General features: G+C 73.7%; 20 protein-coding genes and 1 riboswitch. Of the genes, 13 read left to right on the plus strand and 7 right to left on the minus strand.

What is annotated here, in order from left to right:
* Window positions 1-155 precede the first annotated feature (155 nt).
* Window positions 156-680 carry a helix-turn-helix domain-containing protein gene (locus ACFVST_RS24775; protein WP_390155776.1) on the plus strand — a complete coding sequence of 175 codons (525 nt, stop codon included), beginning with the start codon at window positions 156-158 and terminating at the stop codon, window positions 678-680.
* 297 nt (window positions 681-977) lie between these two features.
* Window positions 978-1,167: riboswitch (cyclic di-AMP (ydaO/yuaA leader) on the plus strand.
* A 6-nt stretch (window positions 1,168-1,173) separates the two neighbouring features.
* Window positions 1,174-1,650: a C40 family peptidase gene (locus ACFVST_RS24780; RefSeq protein ID WP_390155777.1), complete on the plus strand. Its 477-nt coding sequence runs from the start codon at window positions 1,174-1,176 to the stop codon at window positions 1,648-1,650.
* A 36-nt stretch (window positions 1,651-1,686) separates the two neighbouring features.
* Here ACFVST_RS24780 and ACFVST_RS24785 read toward each other — a convergent pair whose 3' ends face one another.
* On the minus strand, window positions 1,687-2,118 hold the full coding sequence (locus tag ACFVST_RS24785) for an ATP-binding protein (RefSeq protein ID WP_390155778.1): 432 nt from the start codon (window positions 2,116-2,118) through the stop codon (window positions 1,687-1,689).
* A gap of 259 nt (window positions 2,119-2,377) precedes the next feature.
* Window positions 2,378-3,565 carry an 8-amino-7-oxononanoate synthase gene (locus ACFVST_RS24790; protein ID WP_390155779.1) on the minus strand — a complete coding sequence of 396 codons (1,188 nt, stop codon included), beginning with the start codon at window positions 3,563-3,565 and terminating at the stop codon, window positions 2,378-2,380.
* A gap of 188 nt (window positions 3,566-3,753) precedes the next feature.
* On the opposite strand from ACFVST_RS24790, the gene bioB reads away from it, so the two are divergent.
* The 4 genes from bioB to ACFVST_RS24810 all read left to right on the plus strand — a co-directional run bounded on the left by bioB (window position 3,754) and on the right by ACFVST_RS24810 (window position 8,098).
* Window positions 3,754-5,061, plus strand: coding sequence for a biotin synthase BioB (bioB, locus tag ACFVST_RS24795; RefSeq protein ID WP_390155780.1), 1,308 nt, complete (start codon window positions 3,754-3,756; stop codon window positions 5,059-5,061).
* A complete protein-coding gene (locus ACFVST_RS24800; protein WP_390155781.1) occupies window positions 5,054-6,370 on the plus strand; it encodes an adenosylmethionine--8-amino-7-oxononanoate transaminase in 1,317 nt (438 codons plus the stop codon). Before bioB ends, ACFVST_RS24800 begins: the two co-directional genes overlap by 8 nt.
* A gap of 58 nt (window positions 6,371-6,428) precedes the next feature.
* On the plus strand, window positions 6,429-7,334 hold the full coding sequence (gene bioD / locus ACFVST_RS24805; protein WP_390155782.1) for an ATP-dependent dethiobiotin synthetase BioD: 906 nt from the start codon (window positions 6,429-6,431) through the stop codon (window positions 7,332-7,334).
* Between the two features lie 86 nt (window positions 7,335-7,420).
* The gene (locus ACFVST_RS24810) at window positions 7,421-8,098 is read left to right on the plus strand and encodes a class I SAM-dependent methyltransferase (protein WP_390155783.1); all 678 of its coding nucleotides are present in this window, start codon (window positions 7,421-7,423) and stop codon (window positions 8,096-8,098) included.
* 15 nt (window positions 8,099-8,113) lie between these two features.
* On the opposite strand, the gene ACFVST_RS24815 is transcribed toward ACFVST_RS24810, so the two are convergent.
* On the minus strand, window positions 8,114-8,488 hold the full coding sequence (locus ACFVST_RS24815) for a fic family toxin-antitoxin system, toxin component (RefSeq protein WP_390155784.1): 375 nt from the start codon (window positions 8,486-8,488) through the stop codon (window positions 8,114-8,116).
* Window positions 8,485-8,712 (minus strand): antitoxin, encoded by a 228-nt coding sequence (locus ACFVST_RS24820; protein WP_390155785.1) that lies wholly within the window; start codon window positions 8,710-8,712, stop codon window positions 8,485-8,487. The genes ACFVST_RS24815 and ACFVST_RS24820 overlap by 4 nt, the downstream gene beginning before the upstream one ends.
* A 118-nt stretch (window positions 8,713-8,830) precedes the next feature.
* Here ACFVST_RS24820 and ACFVST_RS24825 point away from each other — a divergent pair, with 118 nt between their 5' ends.
* The 6 genes from ACFVST_RS24825 to mug all read left to right on the plus strand — a co-directional run bounded on the left by ACFVST_RS24825 (window position 8,831) and on the right by mug (window position 14,900).
* A complete protein-coding gene (locus ACFVST_RS24825; protein ID WP_390155786.1) occupies window positions 8,831-9,298 on the plus strand; it encodes a GNAT family N-acetyltransferase in 468 nt (155 codons plus the stop codon).
* 227 nt (window positions 9,299-9,525) lie between these two features.
* The gene (locus ACFVST_RS24830) at window positions 9,526-10,926 is read left to right on the plus strand and encodes a hemolysin family protein (protein ID WP_390155787.1); all 1,401 of its coding nucleotides are present in this window, start codon (window positions 9,526-9,528) and stop codon (window positions 10,924-10,926) included.
* Window positions 10,923-11,942: a hemolysin family protein gene (locus tag ACFVST_RS24835; protein WP_390155788.1), complete on the plus strand. Its 1,020-nt coding sequence runs from the start codon at window positions 10,923-10,925 to the stop codon at window positions 11,940-11,942. Before ACFVST_RS24830 ends, ACFVST_RS24835 begins: the two co-directional genes overlap by 4 nt.
* A gap of 27 nt (window positions 11,943-11,969) precedes the next feature.
* Window positions 11,970-12,764 carry an SGNH/GDSL hydrolase family protein gene (locus ACFVST_RS24840; protein ID WP_390155789.1) on the plus strand — a complete coding sequence of 265 codons (795 nt, stop codon included), beginning with the start codon at window positions 11,970-11,972 and terminating at the stop codon, window positions 12,762-12,764.
* Window positions 12,765-12,867: 103 nt separating this feature from the next.
* Window positions 12,868-14,322, plus strand: coding sequence for an adenylosuccinate lyase (gene purB / locus ACFVST_RS24845; RefSeq protein WP_390155808.1), 1,455 nt, complete (start codon window positions 12,868-12,870; stop codon window positions 14,320-14,322).
* A 17-nt stretch (window positions 14,323-14,339) separates the two neighbouring features.
* Complete coding sequence (gene mug, locus ACFVST_RS24850) at window positions 14,340-14,900, plus strand: G/U mismatch-specific DNA glycosylase (RefSeq protein ID WP_390155790.1); 561 nt, start codon at window positions 14,340-14,342, stop codon at window positions 14,898-14,900.
* 46 nt (window positions 14,901-14,946) lie between these two features.
* Here mug and ACFVST_RS24855 read toward each other — a convergent pair whose 3' ends face one another.
* Window positions 14,947-15,381, minus strand: a complete 435-nt coding sequence (locus tag ACFVST_RS24855; protein ID WP_390155791.1) for a hypothetical protein — start codon at window positions 15,379-15,381, stop codon at window positions 14,947-14,949.
* A gap of 176 nt (window positions 15,382-15,557) precedes the next feature.
* On the opposite strand from ACFVST_RS24855, the gene ACFVST_RS24860 reads away from it, so the two are divergent.
* Window positions 15,558-16,715, plus strand: coding sequence for an ROK family transcriptional regulator (locus ACFVST_RS24860; RefSeq protein WP_390155792.1), 1,158 nt, complete (start codon window positions 15,558-15,560; stop codon window positions 16,713-16,715).
* A gap of 25 nt (window positions 16,716-16,740) precedes the next feature.
* On the opposite strand, the gene ACFVST_RS24865 is transcribed toward ACFVST_RS24860, so the two are convergent.
* A complete protein-coding gene (locus ACFVST_RS24865) occupies window positions 16,741-17,490 on the minus strand; it encodes a GntR family transcriptional regulator (RefSeq protein ID WP_390155793.1) in 750 nt (249 codons plus the stop codon).
* Between the two features lie 293 nt (window positions 17,491-17,783).
* Window positions 17,784-18,668 carry an RNA polymerase sigma-70 factor gene (locus ACFVST_RS24870; RefSeq protein ID WP_390155794.1) on the minus strand — a complete coding sequence of 295 codons (885 nt, stop codon included), beginning with the start codon at window positions 18,666-18,668 and terminating at the stop codon, window positions 17,784-17,786.
* Window positions 18,669-18,812 lie beyond the last annotated feature (144 nt).

Here is an 18,812-nt window from a genome sequence, read left to right on the forward strand (position 1 = left end):
CTCTCGCTGCACCGGCCAAACACCCAAGTACGTCCAGTACGAGGGCGCTTGGCCGGCGCACCGAGAGCACGCACCAGACCCCGCTCCTTCCTCCACGGAGATCCAAACGACACGACCTAGTCGCCCCTGCTGTACTGGGCGTCTTCCCGGCGGAGTTGGACGGCTTCGCGGTCGCCCTGGACGAGGTGTGGGGCCGGGAGGCGGTACGGATCCGGGAGCGGCTCGGCGGTGCCGCGTGCTGGGAGGACCGTTTCGCGCTGGTGGGCGCGCTGCTCGCCCACCGACAACGCGCGGCGGGTCCGGCGGTGGATCCGGAGGTGAGCCGGAGTTGGGAGCGGATGGTCGGCAGCGGTGGCCTGGTGCGGGTCGAGGAGCTGGCGGCCGAGACCGGGTGGAGTCGGCGGCGGCTGTGGGGGCGGTTCCGCGCGCAGATCGGGCTGCCGCCCAAGCGCGCGGCGAGGCTGGTGCGCTTCCATCGCGCCGCCCGCCGCCTGGCCTCGGGTGGGGCGGTGTCCCTGATCGCGGCGGAGTGCGGCTTCACCGACCAGTCCCACCTTCACCGGGAGGTCCTCGCCTTCACCGGGCTCGCCCCCACCGCACTGGCCGGTGCCCCGGGCCTGAAGGCGGACACCATGGCTTGGCCGGGGCACGCCGCTGGCGAGCGGCACCCTCGCCCGTGACCGTCCGCCTCCGGTGCCGAAACGGGCCGGACGGGCTACCCACCGTCGGCCCAATCCCGACCGCACCGCGGAACCGAACAGAAATACGGGCGAGGCTTCGGTGATCGGCGGCCGGGACGGCTTCGGCGCTGGTACGCGGCGCTGACGGCGCGTCGGCCGCTGTTCGATTACCGGGGGCGGCAACCGCACGGGAGAGCACCGCGCGGAGTCGTACCGGTGCGGCTTCGACCGGAAATCCCGCGCGCGGTGCGTGAGGATCCGTGGCGACGACAAGACCCCGCCAGCCGGGCGGGGCGGTCCGGGCGGACGCCGAGTCCTGCCGCTGCCCGGACGACCGGTCGACGCAGTGGATCGGCAGGAGTGGAGGACCCGAGCACGACGGGACGCCCCCGGGCGGCCCTTGGGGTGAAGCCGCGTCAGCGGCCGGGCAACTTCGCCAGTCCGAACCCGACAGGTCATCCTTCACAGGCGGATGACGAAGGGCTGATCGACCATGAGCAATCTCCCCTCGCGGACGCCGTCCCTGCTGACTCGCGCCGGCACCGCCTCCGCCCTCACCCTCGCCGCCGTCGGCACCACCCTCGCGGTACCCGGCGCCGCCCCCGGAGCAGAGGCCGCGACCCCCGCCAAGACCGCCCTGCGCATCGCCGCCGCCAAGAAGGGCGCCCCCTATGTGTGGGGCGCCCAGGGCCCGCGCAGCTTCGACTGCTCGGGCCTGTCGCAGTACGCCTACAAGCACGCCGGGAAGAAGCTGCCGCGGACGGCGGTCGCGCAGTACAACCGGAGCCGGCACATCCCCAAGTCCCAGCGCAGATACGGCGATCTGGTCTTCTTCCACTCCGGGGCCGGCGTCTACCACGTCGGCCTGTACGCCGGGAAGGGCCGCATCTGGCACGCCCCGCGCCCCGGCCGCAGCGTCCGCCTGGAACGCATCTGGACCAGCAGCGTCTGGTACGGCCGGGTCTCCTGACCCAGTAGCTCCAACTCCCGTCCGTGGCGGCCCGGTTCAGTCTTCGGTGCCGGGCCGCCACGGGAGGGCGATCCACACCGTCTTGCCGCCTTCCGGGGTGGGGGTCACCAGCAGTCGGCCGCCGTTCTCGGCGATCAGCCAGCGGATGATGACCATGCCGCGGCCGTTGTCCTGCTGGACGGCGGCGGGCAGCCGTCTGGGCTGGCGGGGGCTGCTGTCGGTGACGCCGATGCGCAGCTCCTCGTCGCGTTCCAGGCGGACGTCGACGGTGAAGGCGGGTGACTGGCCCAGGGTGTGCTGGACCGCGTTGGTGGCCAGTTCGGAGACGATGAGCCGGACGGTGTCGGCGCTCTCCGAGTCGTCGGGCAGGCCCCACTGGGTGAGCACGTTGCCGACGTAGGTGCGGGCCGCGGAGACCGAGGCGGGATCGCTCGGCAGGGTGACGGACGCTTCCTGGAGATCTGCCATGACGACCTGGTCCCTTTCCCACCGGGGCCGGACACGGACACAGGGCGGAATGCCCCGCGGGCGGTCCCGGACTGGTGCTGGCGTTCAGCCTGCCACCTGCCCACCGGCAGGGGAATCGATCGGACGAGAAGTACGCCAACTGTCGCCCGATGCGGTGAACTCTGCTGCGGAGGCGCCCAGTCCGGTCGCGAGCGGAGTCCAAGAGTGCAGTGGAGTCCAGAAGTTCGCAGCAGGGAGGGGGTCCGGTGATGAGCCGGTGTCAGTCGGTGGCAGAGCTCGATGGGGCGGTGGCCGTGATGGTGGTGACGGCCCGGTCCAGTTCGGTCGGGGTGAGGTCGGCGCGTGCGGTGAGCCGTAGCCGGGAGATGCCGTCGGGGACGGAGGGCGGGCGGAAGCAGCCCACGCCGAGCCCGGCGGTACGGCAGTCGGCCGCCCAGCGCAGCGCTGCCTCGGGCGAGGGGGCGCGGACGGAGACGACGGCGGCGTCCGGGCGGTGTGCGGTGAGCCCGGCGGCGGTGAGCCGGTGGTGGAGTGCGGCGGCCATCTGCCGGGCACCCGCGGCCCGTTGGGGTTCGCGCCGCACCAGTCGCAGCGCGGCGAGCGCCGCACCGGCGGCGGCCGGCGCCAGACCGGTGTCGAAGATGAAGGTACGGGCCGTGTTGACGAGATGGTCGATGACCCGGGCCGGTCCGAGTACGGCCCCGCCCTGGCTGCCCAGCGCCTTGGACAGGGTGACGGTGACCACCGTGTCGGGGGCGCCGGCCAGCCCGTGTGCGGCGGCCGAGCCGCGCCCGCCGGGGCCCAGCACCCCGAGTCCATGCGCGTCGTCCAGCAGCAGCGCGGCGCCCGACTCCCAGCAGGCGGCGGCCAGTTCGGGGAGCGGCGCGGCGTCCCCGTCGACGGAGAAGACGGCATCGCTGACGGCGAGCGCCGGGCCCGTACGGCCGGCGAGTGCCTTGCGTACGGCGTCCGGGTCGGCGTGCGGGACGACCTGGGTGGTGCCGCGGGCGAGACGGCAGCCGTCGATCAGGGAGGCGTGGTTCCCGGCGTCCGAGACGATCAGGGAGCCGTGCGGGGCGAGTGCGGTGACGGCCGCGAGATTGGCGGCGTAGCCGGAGGAGAGCACCAGGGCGGCCTCGGTGCCGCAGAACTCCGCGAGTTCCCGCTCCAGTTGGGCGTGGAGTGCGGTGGAGCCGGTGACCAGTCGGGAGCCGGTGGCACCGGCGCCCCAGCGGTGGGCGGCGTCCGCGGCGGCGGTGGTGACCTCGGGGTGGCGGGCCAGGCCCAAGTAGTCATTGCCGGCCAGGTCGAGCAGCGGTTCCTCGGCGGGGCGGGGGCGCAGAGTGCGTATCAGGCCTGCGGTGCGCCGCTGCTTGTGCGCTGCGTCGAGCCAGTCGAAGGGGGTGGCGGCGGACGCGGGCGGCGGGGTGGGCTCGGTGCTCGCCATGACGCGCCTCCTGGCGGTACGGGTCGGAAGTGAGAGGGGAGTTGCGTTGGGTGGTGATGTGTGGGCAGTGCACAGACCCTAGCGGGGTCAACACCCGTACCGCGTGTGGTGATACCCACACTGCGAACGGTCTCCGTTGTGCAAACTCTCCTTGGCCGGGTGGGCCGGGGTACGAAAGGATCGGCGCCATGGATCTGCTGAACACGCTGGTGGAGAAGGGGCTTCGGCGCGAGCTGCCGACCCGCGAGGAGGCGCTGGCCGTGCTGGCCACGCCGGATGACGACCTGCTCGACGTGGTGGCGGCGGCCGGGCGGGTGCGCCGGGAGTGGTTCGGGCGCCGGGTGAAGCTCAACTACCTGGTCAACCTCAAGTCGGGCCTGTGCCCCGAGGACTGCTCGTACTGCTCGCAGCGGCTGGGGGCGGACACCGGCATCCTCAAGTACACCTGGCTGAAGCCGGACGAGGCTTCGCAGGCGGCGGCGGCCGGGGTGGCGGGCGGCGCGAAGCGGGTGTGCCTGGTGGCGAGCGGGCGCGGCCCGACCGACCGGGATGTGGACCGGGTCTCGCAGACCATCGAGGCCATCAAGGAGCAGAACGAGGGCGTGGAGGTGTGCGCCTGCCTGGGCCTGCTGTCGGAGGGTCAGGCGGACCGGCTGCGGGAGGCCGGGGCCGACGCCTACAACCACAATCTGAACACCTCCGAGTCCACCTACGGGCAGATCACCAGCACCCACACCTACGCGGACCGGGTGGACACCGTGCAGCAGGCGCAGGCGGCGGGCCTGTCGGCGTGCTCGGGGCTGATCGCGGGCATGGGCGAGAGCGACGCGGATCTGGTCGATGTGGTCTTCTCCCTGCGGGAGTTGGACCCGGATTCGGTGCCGGTGAACTTCCTGATCCCGTTCGAGGGGACGCCGCTGGCCAAGGAGTGGCATCTGACGCCGCAGCACTGCCTGCGGATCCTGGCGATGGTGCGGTTCGTCTGCCCGGATGTGGAGGTGCGGATCGCGGGCGGCCGGGAGGTGCATCTGCGTTCGCTCCAGCCGCTCGCCCTGCACCTGGCCAACTCGATCTTCCTCGGCGACTATCTGACCAGCGAGGGCCAGGCCGGCCGGGCCGACCTGGACATGATCGCGGACGCGGGTTTCGAGGTGGAGAACGCCGGCACGGTGACCCTGCCGGAACACCGCGCCGATGCGGGCACCGGCGGCTGCGCGGGCTCCGCCGGTACCGGCTCCGGCGGCGCGGGCCAGGGCTGCGCAGGCACCTCCGGCGCACCCGCCGCCTCCGCGAACCGCGGTACGCACACCGGTAGTTCGGCGGGCTGCGCCACGACGGCCTGCGGTACGCGGGCGGAGGCAGCCGGGCCTGCGGAGGCGGCACCGGCCGCGGAGGTGGTGGCCGCCCGGAAGTCGGCCGCGGCCGAGGCGGCGCGGACGGACCTGGTGGCGGTGCGCCGGCGCGGCGCGGGTACGGACCTCGCGCCCAATGCCTGAGCCCCTGACCCCCGCGTCCGCCGGCGAACTCCTGGCGCTGGACCGGCGGCATGTGTGGCACCCCTACGGCCCGATGCCCGGTCGCCAGGAACCGCTGGTGGTCGAGTCCGCCGCCGGGGTGCGGCTGCGGCTGGCCGGCGGGCGGGAGCTGGTCGACGGGATGTCCTCCTGGTGGTCCGCGATCCACGGGTACAACCACCCGGTGCTCAACGAGGCGGTCCACGGCCAGTTGGACCGGATGAGCCATGTGATGTTCGGCGGCCTCACCCATGAGCCCGCCGTCCGGCTGGCGAAGCGCCTTGTCGATATGTCCCCCGAGGGACTTGAGCATGTCTTCCTCGCCGACTCCGGCTCGGTCTCGGTCGAGGTCGCCGTCAAGATGTGCCTCCAGCACTGGCGTTCCCTCGGGCGTCCGGCGAAGCAGCGGCTGATGACCTGGCGCGGCGGGTACCACGGCGACACCTGGCAGCCCATGTCGGTGTGCGATCCGGACGGCGGGATGCACGAGCTGTGGTCCGGGGTCCTCCCCCGCCAGGTCTTCGCCGACGCCCCGCCCACCGCCTACGACGAGGCGTACGCCCTGCATCTGCGGGACACCGTGGCCGAGCACGCGCAGGAGCTGGCCGCAGTGGTGGTGGAGCCGGTGGTGCAGGGCGCGGGCGGGATGCGCTTCCACTCCCCCGACTATCTGCGGGTGCTGCGGGAGGCCTGCGACGAGCATGACGTACTGCTGGTCTTCGACGAGATCGCCACCGGGTTCGGGCGGACCGGGGAGCTGTTCGCCGCGGACCACGCCGGGGTGGTGCCCGATGTGATGTGCGTGGGCAAGGCCCTGACCGGCGGCTATCTGACGCTGGCCGCCGCCCTGTGCACGGCCAGGGTCGCCGAGGGCATCTCCCGGGGCGAGGTCCCGGTGCTGGCGCACGGGCCGACGTTCATGGGCAATCCGCTGGCCACGGCCGTCGCCTGCGCCTCGGTCGATCTGCTGCTCGGCCAGGACTGGCGCAGCGAGGTGCAGCGGATCGAGTCCGGGCTGCGGGCGGGGCTGGCGCCCGCCGAGAAGCTGCCCGGGGTGCGCGAGGTGCGGGTGCTGGGGGCGATCGGCGTGGTCGAACTGGAACGGCCGCTGGACGAGGCGGGGATGGCCGCGGCCACCCGGGCCGCCGTGGACGCCGGTGTCTGGCTTCGGCCCTTCCGGGATCTCGTGTACACGATGCCGCCCTATGTGGCGGGTGACGAGGAGGTGGCACGGATCGCGTCCGCGGTGGGCGCGGCGGCCACCGCGGGCTCGGCGGCGACCGGCACATGACGGCCGGACGGGAAGCGGGGGCCGGCCCGCGTACGGCGGCGGGGAAGGGCGCGGGGCGATGAGCGACGTACTGGTGGTGACGGGGACCGGGACCGAGGTCGGCAAGACGGTGGTGACGGCGGCCCTGGCGGCGGCCGCACTGGCCGCGGACCGCTCGGTCGCCGTCCTCAAACCGGCCCAAACCGGACTGCCGCCCGGCGCACCCGGCGACGTCCACGAGGTCGCACGGCTGAACGACGGTCCGGGCAGAGGTGGCCGCGGGCCGGACGGGGACGGGACCACCGGAAACGGGACCCAGGTGAACGTGGCCGGCGTGCCCGGCGGATCCACGCCCCGCGGAACCGGCTCCGCCGGAGACGAGTCACGCGCCGCGCGGCTGAGCGTCGTCGAACTGGCCCGGTTCCCCGAGCCGTTGGCGCCCGCGACGGCGGCGCGGCGGGCCGGGATGGTGCCGGTCTCCGCCGCGGAGGTGGCCGAGGCCGCCGGGAAGCTGGCCGCCGAGCATGACCTGGTGCTGGTCGAGGGTGCGGGCGGCCTGCTGGTGCGGCTGGACGACAGGGGCGACACCCTCGCGGACGCGGCCAGGATGCTGGCGGCCCCGGTCCTGACAGTGGTGGCCGCCGGGCTCGGCACGCTCAACGCGGCCGCTCTCACCGCGGAGGCACTGCGCGGCCGGGGTGTCGCCGCCCGGGGTGTGGTGATCGGCAGTTGGCCCGCGGCCCCCGATCTGGCGGCCCGCTGCAATCTGCTGGACTTTCCCGAGGTCACCGGTGGCCCGCTGCTCGGCGCGGTCCCCGCAGGAGCGGCCGCACTGACACCCGCCGTCTTCCGCACCCACGCCCCGGGCTGGCTCGCCCCCGCCCTGCACGGCACCTGGGACGCCACCGCCTTCACCACCCGCGAGGCCCCACCGGAAACCCCACGGCCCGCCTCCCATGGTCCAGGCAGGTCGCACCGTGGGTGAGTAGGGCGGCGCGGGGAAGGTATGGCCTGTCCGACGCCCGTGTCCGACCGGCGCCCCCGGTCGGAGGCGCACTTCTGGAGGTCGTCATGCCGAAGCCGTCAGCCGGCCGTCCGCGGCGGGACGCCGTACACCATCCGCTGTTCGCACGCTTCTACGCCAGGATCAGTGTGGCCGGCGAGGGCACCATCGGGCCGCACCGGGACGAGTTGCTGTCCGGGCTGAGCGGCCGGGTGATCGAGATCGGCGCGGGCAACGGGCTCAACTTCGCGCACTACCCGCGTACGGTCTCCGAGGTCGTCGCCATCGAACCGGAGCGCACACTCAGGCAGTTGGCGGTCTCGGCGGCGATGCGGAGCGAGGTGCCGGTGGATGTGGTGCCGGGGGTGGCGGAGGCGCTGCCGGTGAAGAGTGAGGCTTTCGACGCGGCGGTGGTGTCGCTGGTGCTGTGCAGTGTGCGGGAGGTGCCGCGGGCGCTGGCCGAGGTGCGGCGGGTGCTGCGGCCCGGGGGTGAGCTGCGGTTCTTTGAACACGGGCGGACCTGGCACGGCGGGCGGATGGCGGCCGTCCAGCGGGGCCTGGACCGGACGGTGTGGCCGCGGTTGTTCGGCGGCTGCCATGTGAGCCGCGACCCGATGGCCGCGATCAGCGAGGCCGGTTTCGAACTCGCCTCGTACCAGCGGCTGTTGGTGCCGGAGCACGGGCCGCGGTGGCCCGACTCGTTCTGCGTCCTGGGCACGGCGCACCGCCCGACCGGGACCGATTGACGGCGAGCCGGCGGCTCAGAGACTCCAGGTGCGCAGTTCGCGGGCGATGTCGTGGACGGAGGCGGTGCCGTCCTTCACCAGCCGGGCCAGGTCGCGCACCCGCTCCGGGGAGGTGACGACCTTGAGCCCGCTGGCGACCAGGTAGCCATAGGCGACGGCGGAGGCGAAGAGGGCGTTGGAGCGTTCCAACGCCGGTACATGCAGCAGGAGTTGGAGCAGAGCGGCGGCGCGGGCGTGTGGGGTGTCGTAGACGGGGGTGCCGAAGATCTCCGCGTCATGACGGCTGATCGCGGCGACCAGCGCGCCCCAGTCGGTGACCTGCGGGTCCCCCGGGGTCTTCTGCTCGGCCAGCATGAGCAGCCAGGCCAGATCGATCTGTGGACGGTTCAACGACGACCTTCGTGCTCCGAGCCGAACTCCTCGGCGAAAACGGATCCGTACTGCTTCATGAAGTCGGCGGCGGCCTCCACGAAGGTGTGGCCGACCTCACCGGCGTCCTGTCTGACGAGTTCCTCGATATAGCGGTTGACGCTCATGCCGCGGGCCAGCGCGCGCTCCCGGGCGACGCGGGCGGTGCCCTCGTCCACCCGTACGTTCAACTGTGTCTTCGCCATACCGACGAAGCTAGCGCCGAAGCGCTAGCACGGCAAGCCCCCTGCGGCCGGGAGCAGCGGGTCCGGGGTGCGGCAAAACGGGTCGCCGCTGGCCGGGGCGCTCTGCTTGGCTCGCACCATGAGCGAGATACGCGAAAGGGACGGCCTGCCCGCGAGCCCTCCGGCGGCGCCCCGTATCCGGCCCGCCACCGCGGCCGACATCGGCGCCGTGCTGGACTTCTGGGGTGCGGCGGCCGAGGGCGCCAGTATCAGCGACGACCCGGAGGGGATGGCCCGGCTGCTGGACCGCGACCCGGGGGCGCTGCTGCTGGCCGAGTGCGAGGGCGCGCTCGCGGGCACCGTGATCGCGGGCTTCGACGGCTGGCGGTGCCATCTCTACCGTCTCGCGGTGCACCCGGAGCGGCGGCGGCAGGGCATAGGTTCGGCGCTGCTGGCAGCCGCCGAGGAGCGCTTCCGGGGGCTCGGCGGGCGGCGCGGCGACGCCATGGTGCTGGAACGGAACGCCCCCGCACACGGCGCCTGGGCCGCCGCCGGGTACGCGCCGGAGGAGCAGTGGCGCCGCTGGGTGAAGCCGCTGGCGGGGTAGGCGACCGGGCGGTCTTTGCCGACCCTTTACTATGGGTCTCCGGTCCGGACCACAACCCCGGACCACCCGCGCCCCCGAGCACCGCGCAGGTGCCCACGAAAGGTGAGTGAGCCTCCGCCCATGGGCGAGCCCTCAAGTCCCAGCCACCGGCCCCCCGTCACGTCCCGCCCGATACGACACCGCGCGCTCCACGGGCCCCTGCCCGAGGATGGGACGGAGGTGACCCGATGACCGAAGTGCTCCTGCTGTGCGTGGCGGTGCTGCTCTCCCTGGCCTGCGGCGCCTTCGTGGCGGCCGAGTTCTCCCTCACCACCGTCGAGCGCAGCGCCCTGGAGGAGGCCGCGGAGCGCGGCGAGCGCGGGGCGGCCGGGGCGCTGAAGGCGGTCCGCAGCCTCACCTTCCAGTTGTCCGGCGCCCAGCTCGGCATCACCGTCACCAATCTGGTGGTCGGGATGCTCTCCGAGCCGTCCATCGCCAAGCTGATCGCCGGCCCGCTCAGAGACCTGGGCCTCGGCTCCGGAACGGCCTCCTCCCTCGCCCTGGTCCTCGGTACGGCACTGTCCACCGTCTTCCTGATGGTCGTCGGCGAGCTGGTCCCGAAGAACTGGGCGATCTCCTCACCGGTGGCCGTCGCCAAGGCGGTCGCCACCCCGCAGCGCTGGTTCAGCACCGCCTTCCGCCCGTTCATCACCCACCTCAACGACACCGCGAACCGCGCGGTGCGCCGCCTCGGGATGGAGCCGGCGGAGGAGCTGGCCTCGGCGCGCAGCCCGCAGGAACTGGTGGCGCTGGCCAGGCACTCGGCGAAGGAGGGCGCCCTCGAAGCGGACACCGCCGAGCTCTTCGTCCGCACCCTCAACCTCGCCGACCTCACCGCGGAGAACGTGATGACGCCCCGCGTCCAGGTCATCGCCCTGGAGGAGCACGCCACCTGCGAGGACGTGGCCAACGCGACCCGCGCCACCGGCCTGTCCCGCTTCCCCGTCTACCGCGGCGGCCTGGACTCGGTGATCGGCGTCGTCCACATCAAGGACGTCCTGGCGGTGGCCGCCGACCGCCGGAGCCGGCACCCTGTCTCCCGGCTGCTGCGCGAACCGCTGCTGGTGCCGGAGACCCTCACCGTGGACCGCCTGCTGGACCGCCTCGCCGGCCGCCGCACCATGGCCGTCGTCATCGACGAGTACGGCGGCACGGCCGGGGTGGCGACGCTGGAGGACATCGTGGAGGAGGTCGTCGGCGAGGTCCGCGACGAGCACGACCCCCACGAGACGCCCGACATCGCGCCCGCCGGGCCGGACGCCGAGGGCCGCGACTGCTTCACCGCGGACGGCGCCGCCCGCACCGACCAGTTGGCCCGGGTCGGCCTGCGCGCACCCGAGGGCCCGTACGAGACCCTCGCCGGTCTGGTCGCCCACGAGCTGGGGCGCATTCCGGCGGCCGGGGACCGGGTGGAGGTGGCGGGCTGGCGGCTCGACGTCCAGGACGCCACCGGCCACCGCGCCGCCCGCGTCCTGCTGCACGCGCCCCCGCCCACCCCCGAAGGGGACGACGACGGCGAAGCCCCCGCGCCGCCCGGCCACGGCGACCGCGACACCGACGACCCCCACCACCGTAAGGACCGCCGATGATCGCCGTCCAACTGCTCATCGGCCTGGCCACCCTGGTGCTCAACGCCTTCTTCGTGGCAGGCGAGTTCGCCCTGGTCTCGGTGCGGCGCTCGCAGATCGAACCGCTCGCCGAGGAGGGCGATCGGCGTGCCCGCAGCGTGCTGTGGGGCCTCAAGCACGTGTCCGCGCTGATGGCCGCCGCCCAGCTCGGCATCACCCTGTGCACCCTGGTGCTGGGCATCGTGGCCGAACCCGCCATCGCTCACCTCCTGGAACCCGTCTTCGACCTGGTGGGCATCCCGCACGGCCTGGTCCACCCGCTGTCCTTCGTGATCGCGCTGACCGCCGCCACCTATCTGCACATGCTGCTCGGCGAGATGGTCCCGAAGAACGTGGCGCTGGCCGAGCCGGTACGCAGCGCACTGCTGCTCGGCCCGCCGCTGGTGGCGCTGGCCCGCACCCTGCGTCCGGTGATCTTCACGGTGAACGCCTTCGCCAACACCCTGCTCAGGCTGATGCGGGTGGACACCAAGGACGAGGTCACGGCCACCGCCTCGGACCACGCCCTCGCCCGCCTGGTGAAGGACTCCGGCGACGCCGGGCTCCTGGACGACCGCGCCCAGGAACGCCTGCACGACGCACTGGAACTGGGCCGCCGCCCGGTACGCGATGTGGTCCTGCCGCTGGCCGAGGTCGAGTACGCGCGAATCGGCGTCACCCCGGAGGGACTTGAGGAACTGGCCGCACGGACCGGCTTCTCCCGCTTCCCGGTGGTGGACGACGGGCGCCGCATCGTGGGCTATCTGCATGTGAAGGACGCCCTCGACGCCACCCCGCGCGATCTGCCCTTCCCGGCACGGGACATGCGCGCCATCGCCCGCGTCCGGGAGACCACACCGCTGGACGACGTGCTCACCGCGATGCGCGGCAGCCGCACCCATCTCGCCGCGGTCCTCGGCGCGGACGGCCGGCTCGCCGGCCTGGTCACCATGGAGGACGTACTGCGCGAACTGTTCGGGCAGCCCGCGGGCGCCTGACCGACCGGCGGTAGCATCGCCCCTGCCATGCAGACGAATGTCGACTACACCAGTCTTGTCGCGGTCGGGGACAGCTTCACCGAGGGTATGTCGGACGCGCTGCCCGGCGGGGGCTACCGCGGCTGGGCCGACCTCCTCGCCACCCGCCTCGCCGCCCGCTCCCCCGGCTTCCGCTACGCCAACCTCGCCGTACGCGGCAAGCTGATCGGGCAGATCGTCCGGGAGCAGGTGCCGCGGGCGGCCGCGATGGGCGCCGAGGTGATCACCCTCGTCGGCGGCCTCAACGACGCGCTGCGCCCGAACTGCGACCTGCCCCGGGTGACCGGCCTGCTGGAACAGGCGGTGGAGCAACTCGCCCCGGCCTGCCGCCAGTTGGTCCTGATGCGCAGTCCCGGCCGCAACGGCCCCGTACTGGAGCGCTTCCGGCCGCGGATGGAGGAGCTGTTCGCCACGGTCGACGCGCTGGCCGCCCGGCACGGCGCCGCCGTCGTCGACCTGTACGGGGCGCCGGTATTGGCCGATCCGCGGATGTGGGACGTGGACCGGCTGCATCTCACCGCTGAGGGGCACCGGCGGGTGGCCGAGGCGGTGTGGCAGACGCTGGGGCTGCCCGCCGAGGACGACTGGCGGGCGGAGCTGCCGCCCGCCGTGCCACCCCGCTGGACCACCCGCCGGAGCGCTGACCTCCGCTTCGCCCGGGAGCATCTGCTGCCGTGGATCGGCCGCCGCCTCACCGGCCGCTCCTCCGGCGACGGCCTCCCGCCCAAACGCCCCGAACTGCTGCCGTACCCACCGGCCCCGGCGCCCTCCGCCGAGCACTGACCGGTGGGCGCCCTGTGGTTTCCGACGAACGGGGCGCGGCGCCGGCCTGCAGGAACCGCCAGTAGACTCGGTGCACGTGACTCCTGCGCCTTCCCAGTCCCCGGTGCCCGCCGCCTCCGCCGCGCCCGCCGACAAGCCCCGCATCCCCAACGTCCTGGCCGGCCGCTACGCCTCCGCCGAGCTGGCCACCCTGTGGTCCCCCGAGCACAAGGTGCGGCTTGAGCGCCGCCTGTGGCTGGCGGTGCTGCGCGCCCAGCGGGACCTGGGGGTGGAGGTGCCCGAGCAGGCCCTCGCCGACTACGAGCGGGTCCTCGACCAGGTCGACCTGCCCTCGATCGCCGAACGGGAGAAGGTCACCCGGCACGATGTGAAGGCCAGGATCGAGGAGTTCAACGCCCTCGCCGGTCATGAGCAGGTGCACAAGGGCATGACCTCGCGCGACCTCACCGAGAACGTCGAACAGCTCCAGATCCGGCTCTCCCTGGAGCTGGTACGGGACCGCACGGTCGCCGTCCTCGCCCGCCTCGGGCGGCTCGCCGCCGAGTACGGCGAGCTGGTCATGGCCGGGCGCTCGCACAACGTCGCCGCCCAGGCCACCACCCTCGGCAAGCGCTTCGCCACCGCCGCCGACGAACTCCTCGTCGCCCACGGCCGGTTGGAGGAGCTGCTGGCCCGCTATCCGCTGCGCGGCATCAAGGGCCCGGTCGGCACCGCCCAGGACATGCTGGACCTGCTCGGCGGGGACGCCTCCCGGCTGGCCGACCTGGAGCAGCGGATCGCCGCGCACCTCGGCTTCGGCCAGGCCCTCACCTCCGTCGGCCAGGTCTACCCGCGCTCCCTGGACTACGAGGTGGTCACCGCCCTGGTGCAGCTCGCCGCCGCACCGTCCTCGCTGGCGAAGACGATCCGGCTGATGGCCGGGCACGAACTGGTCACCGAGGGGTTCAAGCCCGGCCAGGTCGGCTCCTCCGCCATGCCGCACAAGATGAACACCCGCTCCTGCGAGCGCGTCAACGGCCTGATGGTGATCCTCCGCGGCTACGCCTCGATGACCGGCGAGCTGTCCGGCGACCAGTGGAACGAGGGCGATGTGTCCTGCTCCGTGGTACGCCGGGTCGCCCTGCCCGACGCCTTCTTCGCCCTGGACGGGCTGCTGGAGACGTTCCTGACGGTGCTGGACGAGTTCGGGGCCTTCCCCGCCGTGGTCGCCCGCGAACTGGACCGCTACCTTCCGTTCCTCGCCACCACCAAGGTGCTGATGGCCGCGGTCCGGGCGGGCGTCGGCCGCGAGGAGGCGCATGAGGCGATCAAGGAGAACGCGGTGGCCGCGGCGCTGGCCCTGCGCGAGCGGGGCGCCGAGCGCAATGAACTGCTCGACACCCTCGCCGCCGACGAACGGCTCCCCCTGGACCGCGCCGCGCTCGACGCGCTGATGGCGGACAAGCTGTCCTTCACCGGTGCCGCGGGCGGGCAGATCGCCGCGGTGGTGGCCCGCGTCGAGGAGATCGTCAAGCAGCACCCGGAGGCGGCCGGTTACACACCGGGCGCCATCCTCTGACGGGACGGGCGCGCCCCATGCCGCGTCTCACCCGCGCCGAACTGGAGGCGGCCCGCGACCGGTCGGTGCCCGATGTGGCGGCCGAAGGTCTGCGGGTCCTCTTCTGCGGGATCAACCCGGGGCTGCTGACGGCGGCCACCGGCCACCATTTCGCCCGCCCGGGCAACAGGTTCTGGCCGGTGCTGCACCGCTCCGGCTTCACCCCGCGGCTGCTGCTCCCCGCCGAGCAGGACGCACTCCTGCCACTGGGCCTGGGCATCACCAATGTGGTGGCCAGGCCCACGGCACGGGCCGATGAGCTGACGCCCGAGGAGTACGCGGAGGGCGGCCGCGTCCTCAGCGCCAAGACGGCCCGGCTGCGGCCGCGGTGGCTGGCCGTGGTCGGGGTGACCGCCTACCGGGCCGCCTTCGGGGAGCGCCGGGCCGCCATCGGCCCCCAGCAGCGCACGGTGGGCGGCGCCCGCGTCTGGGTTCTGCCCAACCCCAGTGGGCTGAACGCGCATTGGACGGCCGCGACGATGGCCGAGGAGTACGCACGGCTGCGCGCGGCGGTGGACGGACCGGAGGCCGCGGACTAGGGACGGCCCGCCGCCGGTTGAGCCGGACCTGTCACGGCAGGTCATGTCACGGTGGGTCCACGTCGGTGGCCACCGCCAGTAGCCGCAGCGGGAGTTCGCGGTCGCGGGTGGTGACGCCGAGGGCTATCCAGCGCCCGGCCCGGCGCCACAGCCGCAGAGACGGCATCTCCTCGCTCAGGGTGCGCCAGGGCTCCGGTATCTCCTCCGGCTCCCCACCCGCGGCGCCGCAGGCCCGCAGCAGCAGCCCGTCCAGGCCGAACTCCTGTGGGGCGGCACCCCACCGCACCGCCAGCAGCCCGGCCAGCGCCTCGCACTCCGCCTCGAACTCCTCCTCCAGCAGGGCCCGTTCGGCTGGGTACCCGGCGGTGCGGAGGGCCGCGACCACGTGCCCGGGACCGCCGCTGCCGGACGGGCCGGGCTCCGCGGGGAAGGTACGGGAGCACAGCGCGTCGACAAGATCCAACTGCCGGGCGGTACACATGCCTTCCAGTAAACCGCCCCGCACCGACAACGGCCCCTGGGCGCACGGTGCTTGGCGTCCCGTCAGCGGCGCCGGCGCTCCGGGGGGGCCGGAGTGGCCGGAACCGGTGGTCGCCGCGAGCCGCCCGGACGGGTACCATCCGGCCACACGCGCACGAGCTGGGAGGGACCGGGACGTTGGGGCAACTGACCGGCGGGGATCCGTCCCTGCTCCGGAGGATCAACTCGGCGGTGGTACTGCACGCACTGCGCGACACCGACGCCGCCACCCTCACCGAGATCACCCGCCTCACCGGACTGTCCCGGCCCACCGTCGAAGGCGTGGTGGAGGGCCTGGTGGGAGCCGGTCTGGTGGTGGAGGCGGAGGCCGCCGAGGGCACCGCCCGCCGCCAGGGCCGCCCCGCCCGCCGCTTCCGCTTCCGCGCCGAGGCGGGCCATCTGCTGGGCCTGGAGATCGGCGCCCACCGGGTGACGGCGGCCCTGTCGGACCTGGACGGTACGGTGCTGGGCACCCTGGCGAAGGACGTCGACGAGAAGGCGCCCGCGGACGAGCGGCTCGACCGCACCCGGACGGTGGTGGCGGAGCTGCTGCGGAAGGCGGGGGTGTCCCGGGCCTCGCTGCGCGCGGTGGGTGTGGGCAGCCCCGGCATCATGGAGGCGGACGGCACAGTGCGGCTGGGGACGGCGCTGCCCGGTTGGACGGGGCTGCCGCTCGGTGAGCGGCTACGGCGTTCGTTCCGGTGCCCGGTGCTGGTGGAGAACGACACCAACGCGGCGGTGGTGGCGGAGCATTGGCGCGGCGCGGGGACCGACTCGGACGACATGGTCTTTGTGATGGCGGGGCTGAGTCCGGGCGCCGGTTCGCTGATCGGCGGGCGGCTGCACCGCGGTTTCGGGGGCGCGGCCGGGGAGATCGGGGCGCTGCATCTGCTGGGCCGGGAGGCCACCCCGGAGCGGCTGCTGTCCACCACGGACCAGCCGCTTCCTCCGCTGGACGAGCGGGCGGTGGCCGAGGTGTTCCGGCTGGCGCGGGCCGGTGACACGGATGCGTGCGCCGCCCTGGACCGGTTCATCCAGCGGCTGGTGCATGACGTCGCGGCGCTGGTGCTGGCGCTCGATCCGGAACTGGTGGTGATCGGCGGCTGGGCCTCGGGCCTCGAAGGCGCCCTCGATCCCCTGCGCCGCGAGCTGGCCCGCTACTGCCTGCGTCCGCCGCGGGTGGCGCTGTCCGTACTGGGTGAGGCGGCGGTGGCGACGGGGGCGCTGCGGCTGGCGCTCGACCAGGTCGAGGAGCAGCTTTTCGCGGTGGAGGGCACGGTGACCGCCCGGCGCTGAGCCGGGCGGCCGGGGCGCCGCGGGGTCAGTTCTGGTGGTGGATCTGCACCCGGCCGCTGTCGCCGAAGGTGAGCCGGCAGGTGTCGGCGCGGTAGGTGGCGACGGAGACGGCGGCGGTGCGGCCCTCGGCGAAGAAGCGGGTGGTGACGACGAGGACGGGGGCGCCGGGCAGCCGGTCGAGTTCCTTGGAGTCGTCGGCGCCCGCGGAGCCCAGCTCGACGGAGCGGTCCTGGCCGTCGAGGGCGCGGGTGCCGAGGGCGCGCAGTACCGCACGGGCCTGCGCGGCCGCGGTGAGCGAAGAGTCCGGGACCGCCAGGTCGGGCAGCGAACCGACGGGTACGCAGAGGAGTTCGGCGGCGACGGGCTGGCCGTGGGAGACGCGGCTGCGGCGGATCCGGTACACCTGCTCGCCGTCCGCGGTGCCGAGCAGGCGGGCGACGGCGGTGGGCGGGGTGCCGAGGGTGCTGTCGACGGACTGCCACGCCTCGTCCAGGGCGCCGGGCCAGCGCGGCTCCTCGTCCCCGACGGAGACTCCGACGCGCGGCGGGGCGACGGTGGTGCCGACACCGCGGCGGCGCTGGAGCCGCCCCTCCAGCTCCAACTGCTCCAGGGCCTGGCGGAGCGTGGCACGTGCGACCCCGAACCGTGCCGCGAGATCACGCTCGTTGGGCAGGATCTCGCCCACCGCGAACTCCGATTCGAGCGCCTCGCTGAGCACGGTCCTGAGATGCCAGTACTTGGGCTCCGGCACCGTCTCTAGTTGCGTGGTCCCCACCCTGTCCTCCGCAATGGCCGTGTGCTGGCTGGTCGGAGCCCCCGCCCGGGATGTCGTACCGGCGGGACCGGCTCCGTTTGGCTTCGTTCTTTATTAAAGGTTCCTGCACTAACGCTCGCTGTGACGATACGGCGGCCGGGAAACTTGGTCAAGACCAATCCCTGGGGCGGGCGGAGGGCCAGGTCCGGCGGGGCGGGAGAGGGTTCACCGGGTGTTCGCGGGCGGCTCGCCGGAGCGCACGGCGCCGGCCCGCGCCGAGGGGTGCGGGCCGCGGGGAGAGTGGAGGCGCCGGGTCAGCGGTCCAGGAGGCGGGCGAGCTTGTCCGGGTTGCGCAGGACATAGACGCAGTCGGCGCGGCCGCCGACCGGATCGATCTGGAACACCGTGTCGAGGCGGCCGTCGTAGAGGACGAGCACGGCGGGCGCGCCGTTGATCTCGATGGGCCGCAGTTCGGCGTCGGCGATGTTCTTGGCGGCGACGGCGTGCAGGAAGCGGCCCACCTTCGACGCGCCGCCGATGGTGCGCAGCGGCGCCCGCGCCTTGCCGCCGCTGTCCCCGACCAGCCGCGCCCCGGGGGTGAGCATCGCCACCAGACCCTCCAGGTCGCCGTCGAGGGTGGCGGCGAGGAACCGCTCGGTCAGATCGCGGCGTTCGACCGGGTCGGCCCGGTAGCGGGGGCGGCGTTCGGCGACGTGCCGGCGGGCCCGGCCAGCGAGTTGGCGTACCGCGGACTCGCTGCGGTCGAGGGCGCCGGCGATCTCCGCGTAGGGCAGCGCGAACGCCTCCCGCAGTACGAAGACGGCGCGCTCCAGCGGTGAGAGGGACTCCAGGACGACGAGGACGGCGAGGGAGACGGTGTCGGCGAGGACGGCGCGCTCCGCGGCGTCCGGCACGGTGTGGTCGAGGTCGGTGACCAGGGGCTCGGGCAGCCAGGGGCCGACGTAGGACTCGCGGCGGGCCTGGACCTGGCGGAGCCGGTCGATGGCGAGGCGGGTGGTGGTGCGCACCAGGAAGGCGCGGGCGTCGCGCACCTCCTCGCGTTCGGTGCGGGACCAGCGCAGCCACGCTTCCTGGACGACGTCCTCGGCGTCGGCGACCCGGCCGAGCATCCGGTAGGCGACGCCCATCAGCAGGGATCGGTGCGCTTCGAAGACATCGGTCAGGGTGTCGGCTGCCACCCGTCCATCCCAGCGGACCGGACGGGTCCCTGTCCAGGCGATCCGGCAGGAGATGTCCCCTGGTGGTGCGAATCACCCCGGTGCCGCCGGACCGAACCGGGCACCGTGGTACCGGTGTTGACCGCGCCCCCGGCCGGGGCCGGA

Origin of the sequence: Streptomyces sp. NPDC058045 (assembly GCF_042885635.1) — a bacterium.
In the GTDB taxonomy this organism is placed as follows: Bacteria; Actinomycetota; Actinomycetes; order Streptomycetales; family Streptomycetaceae; genus Streptomyces.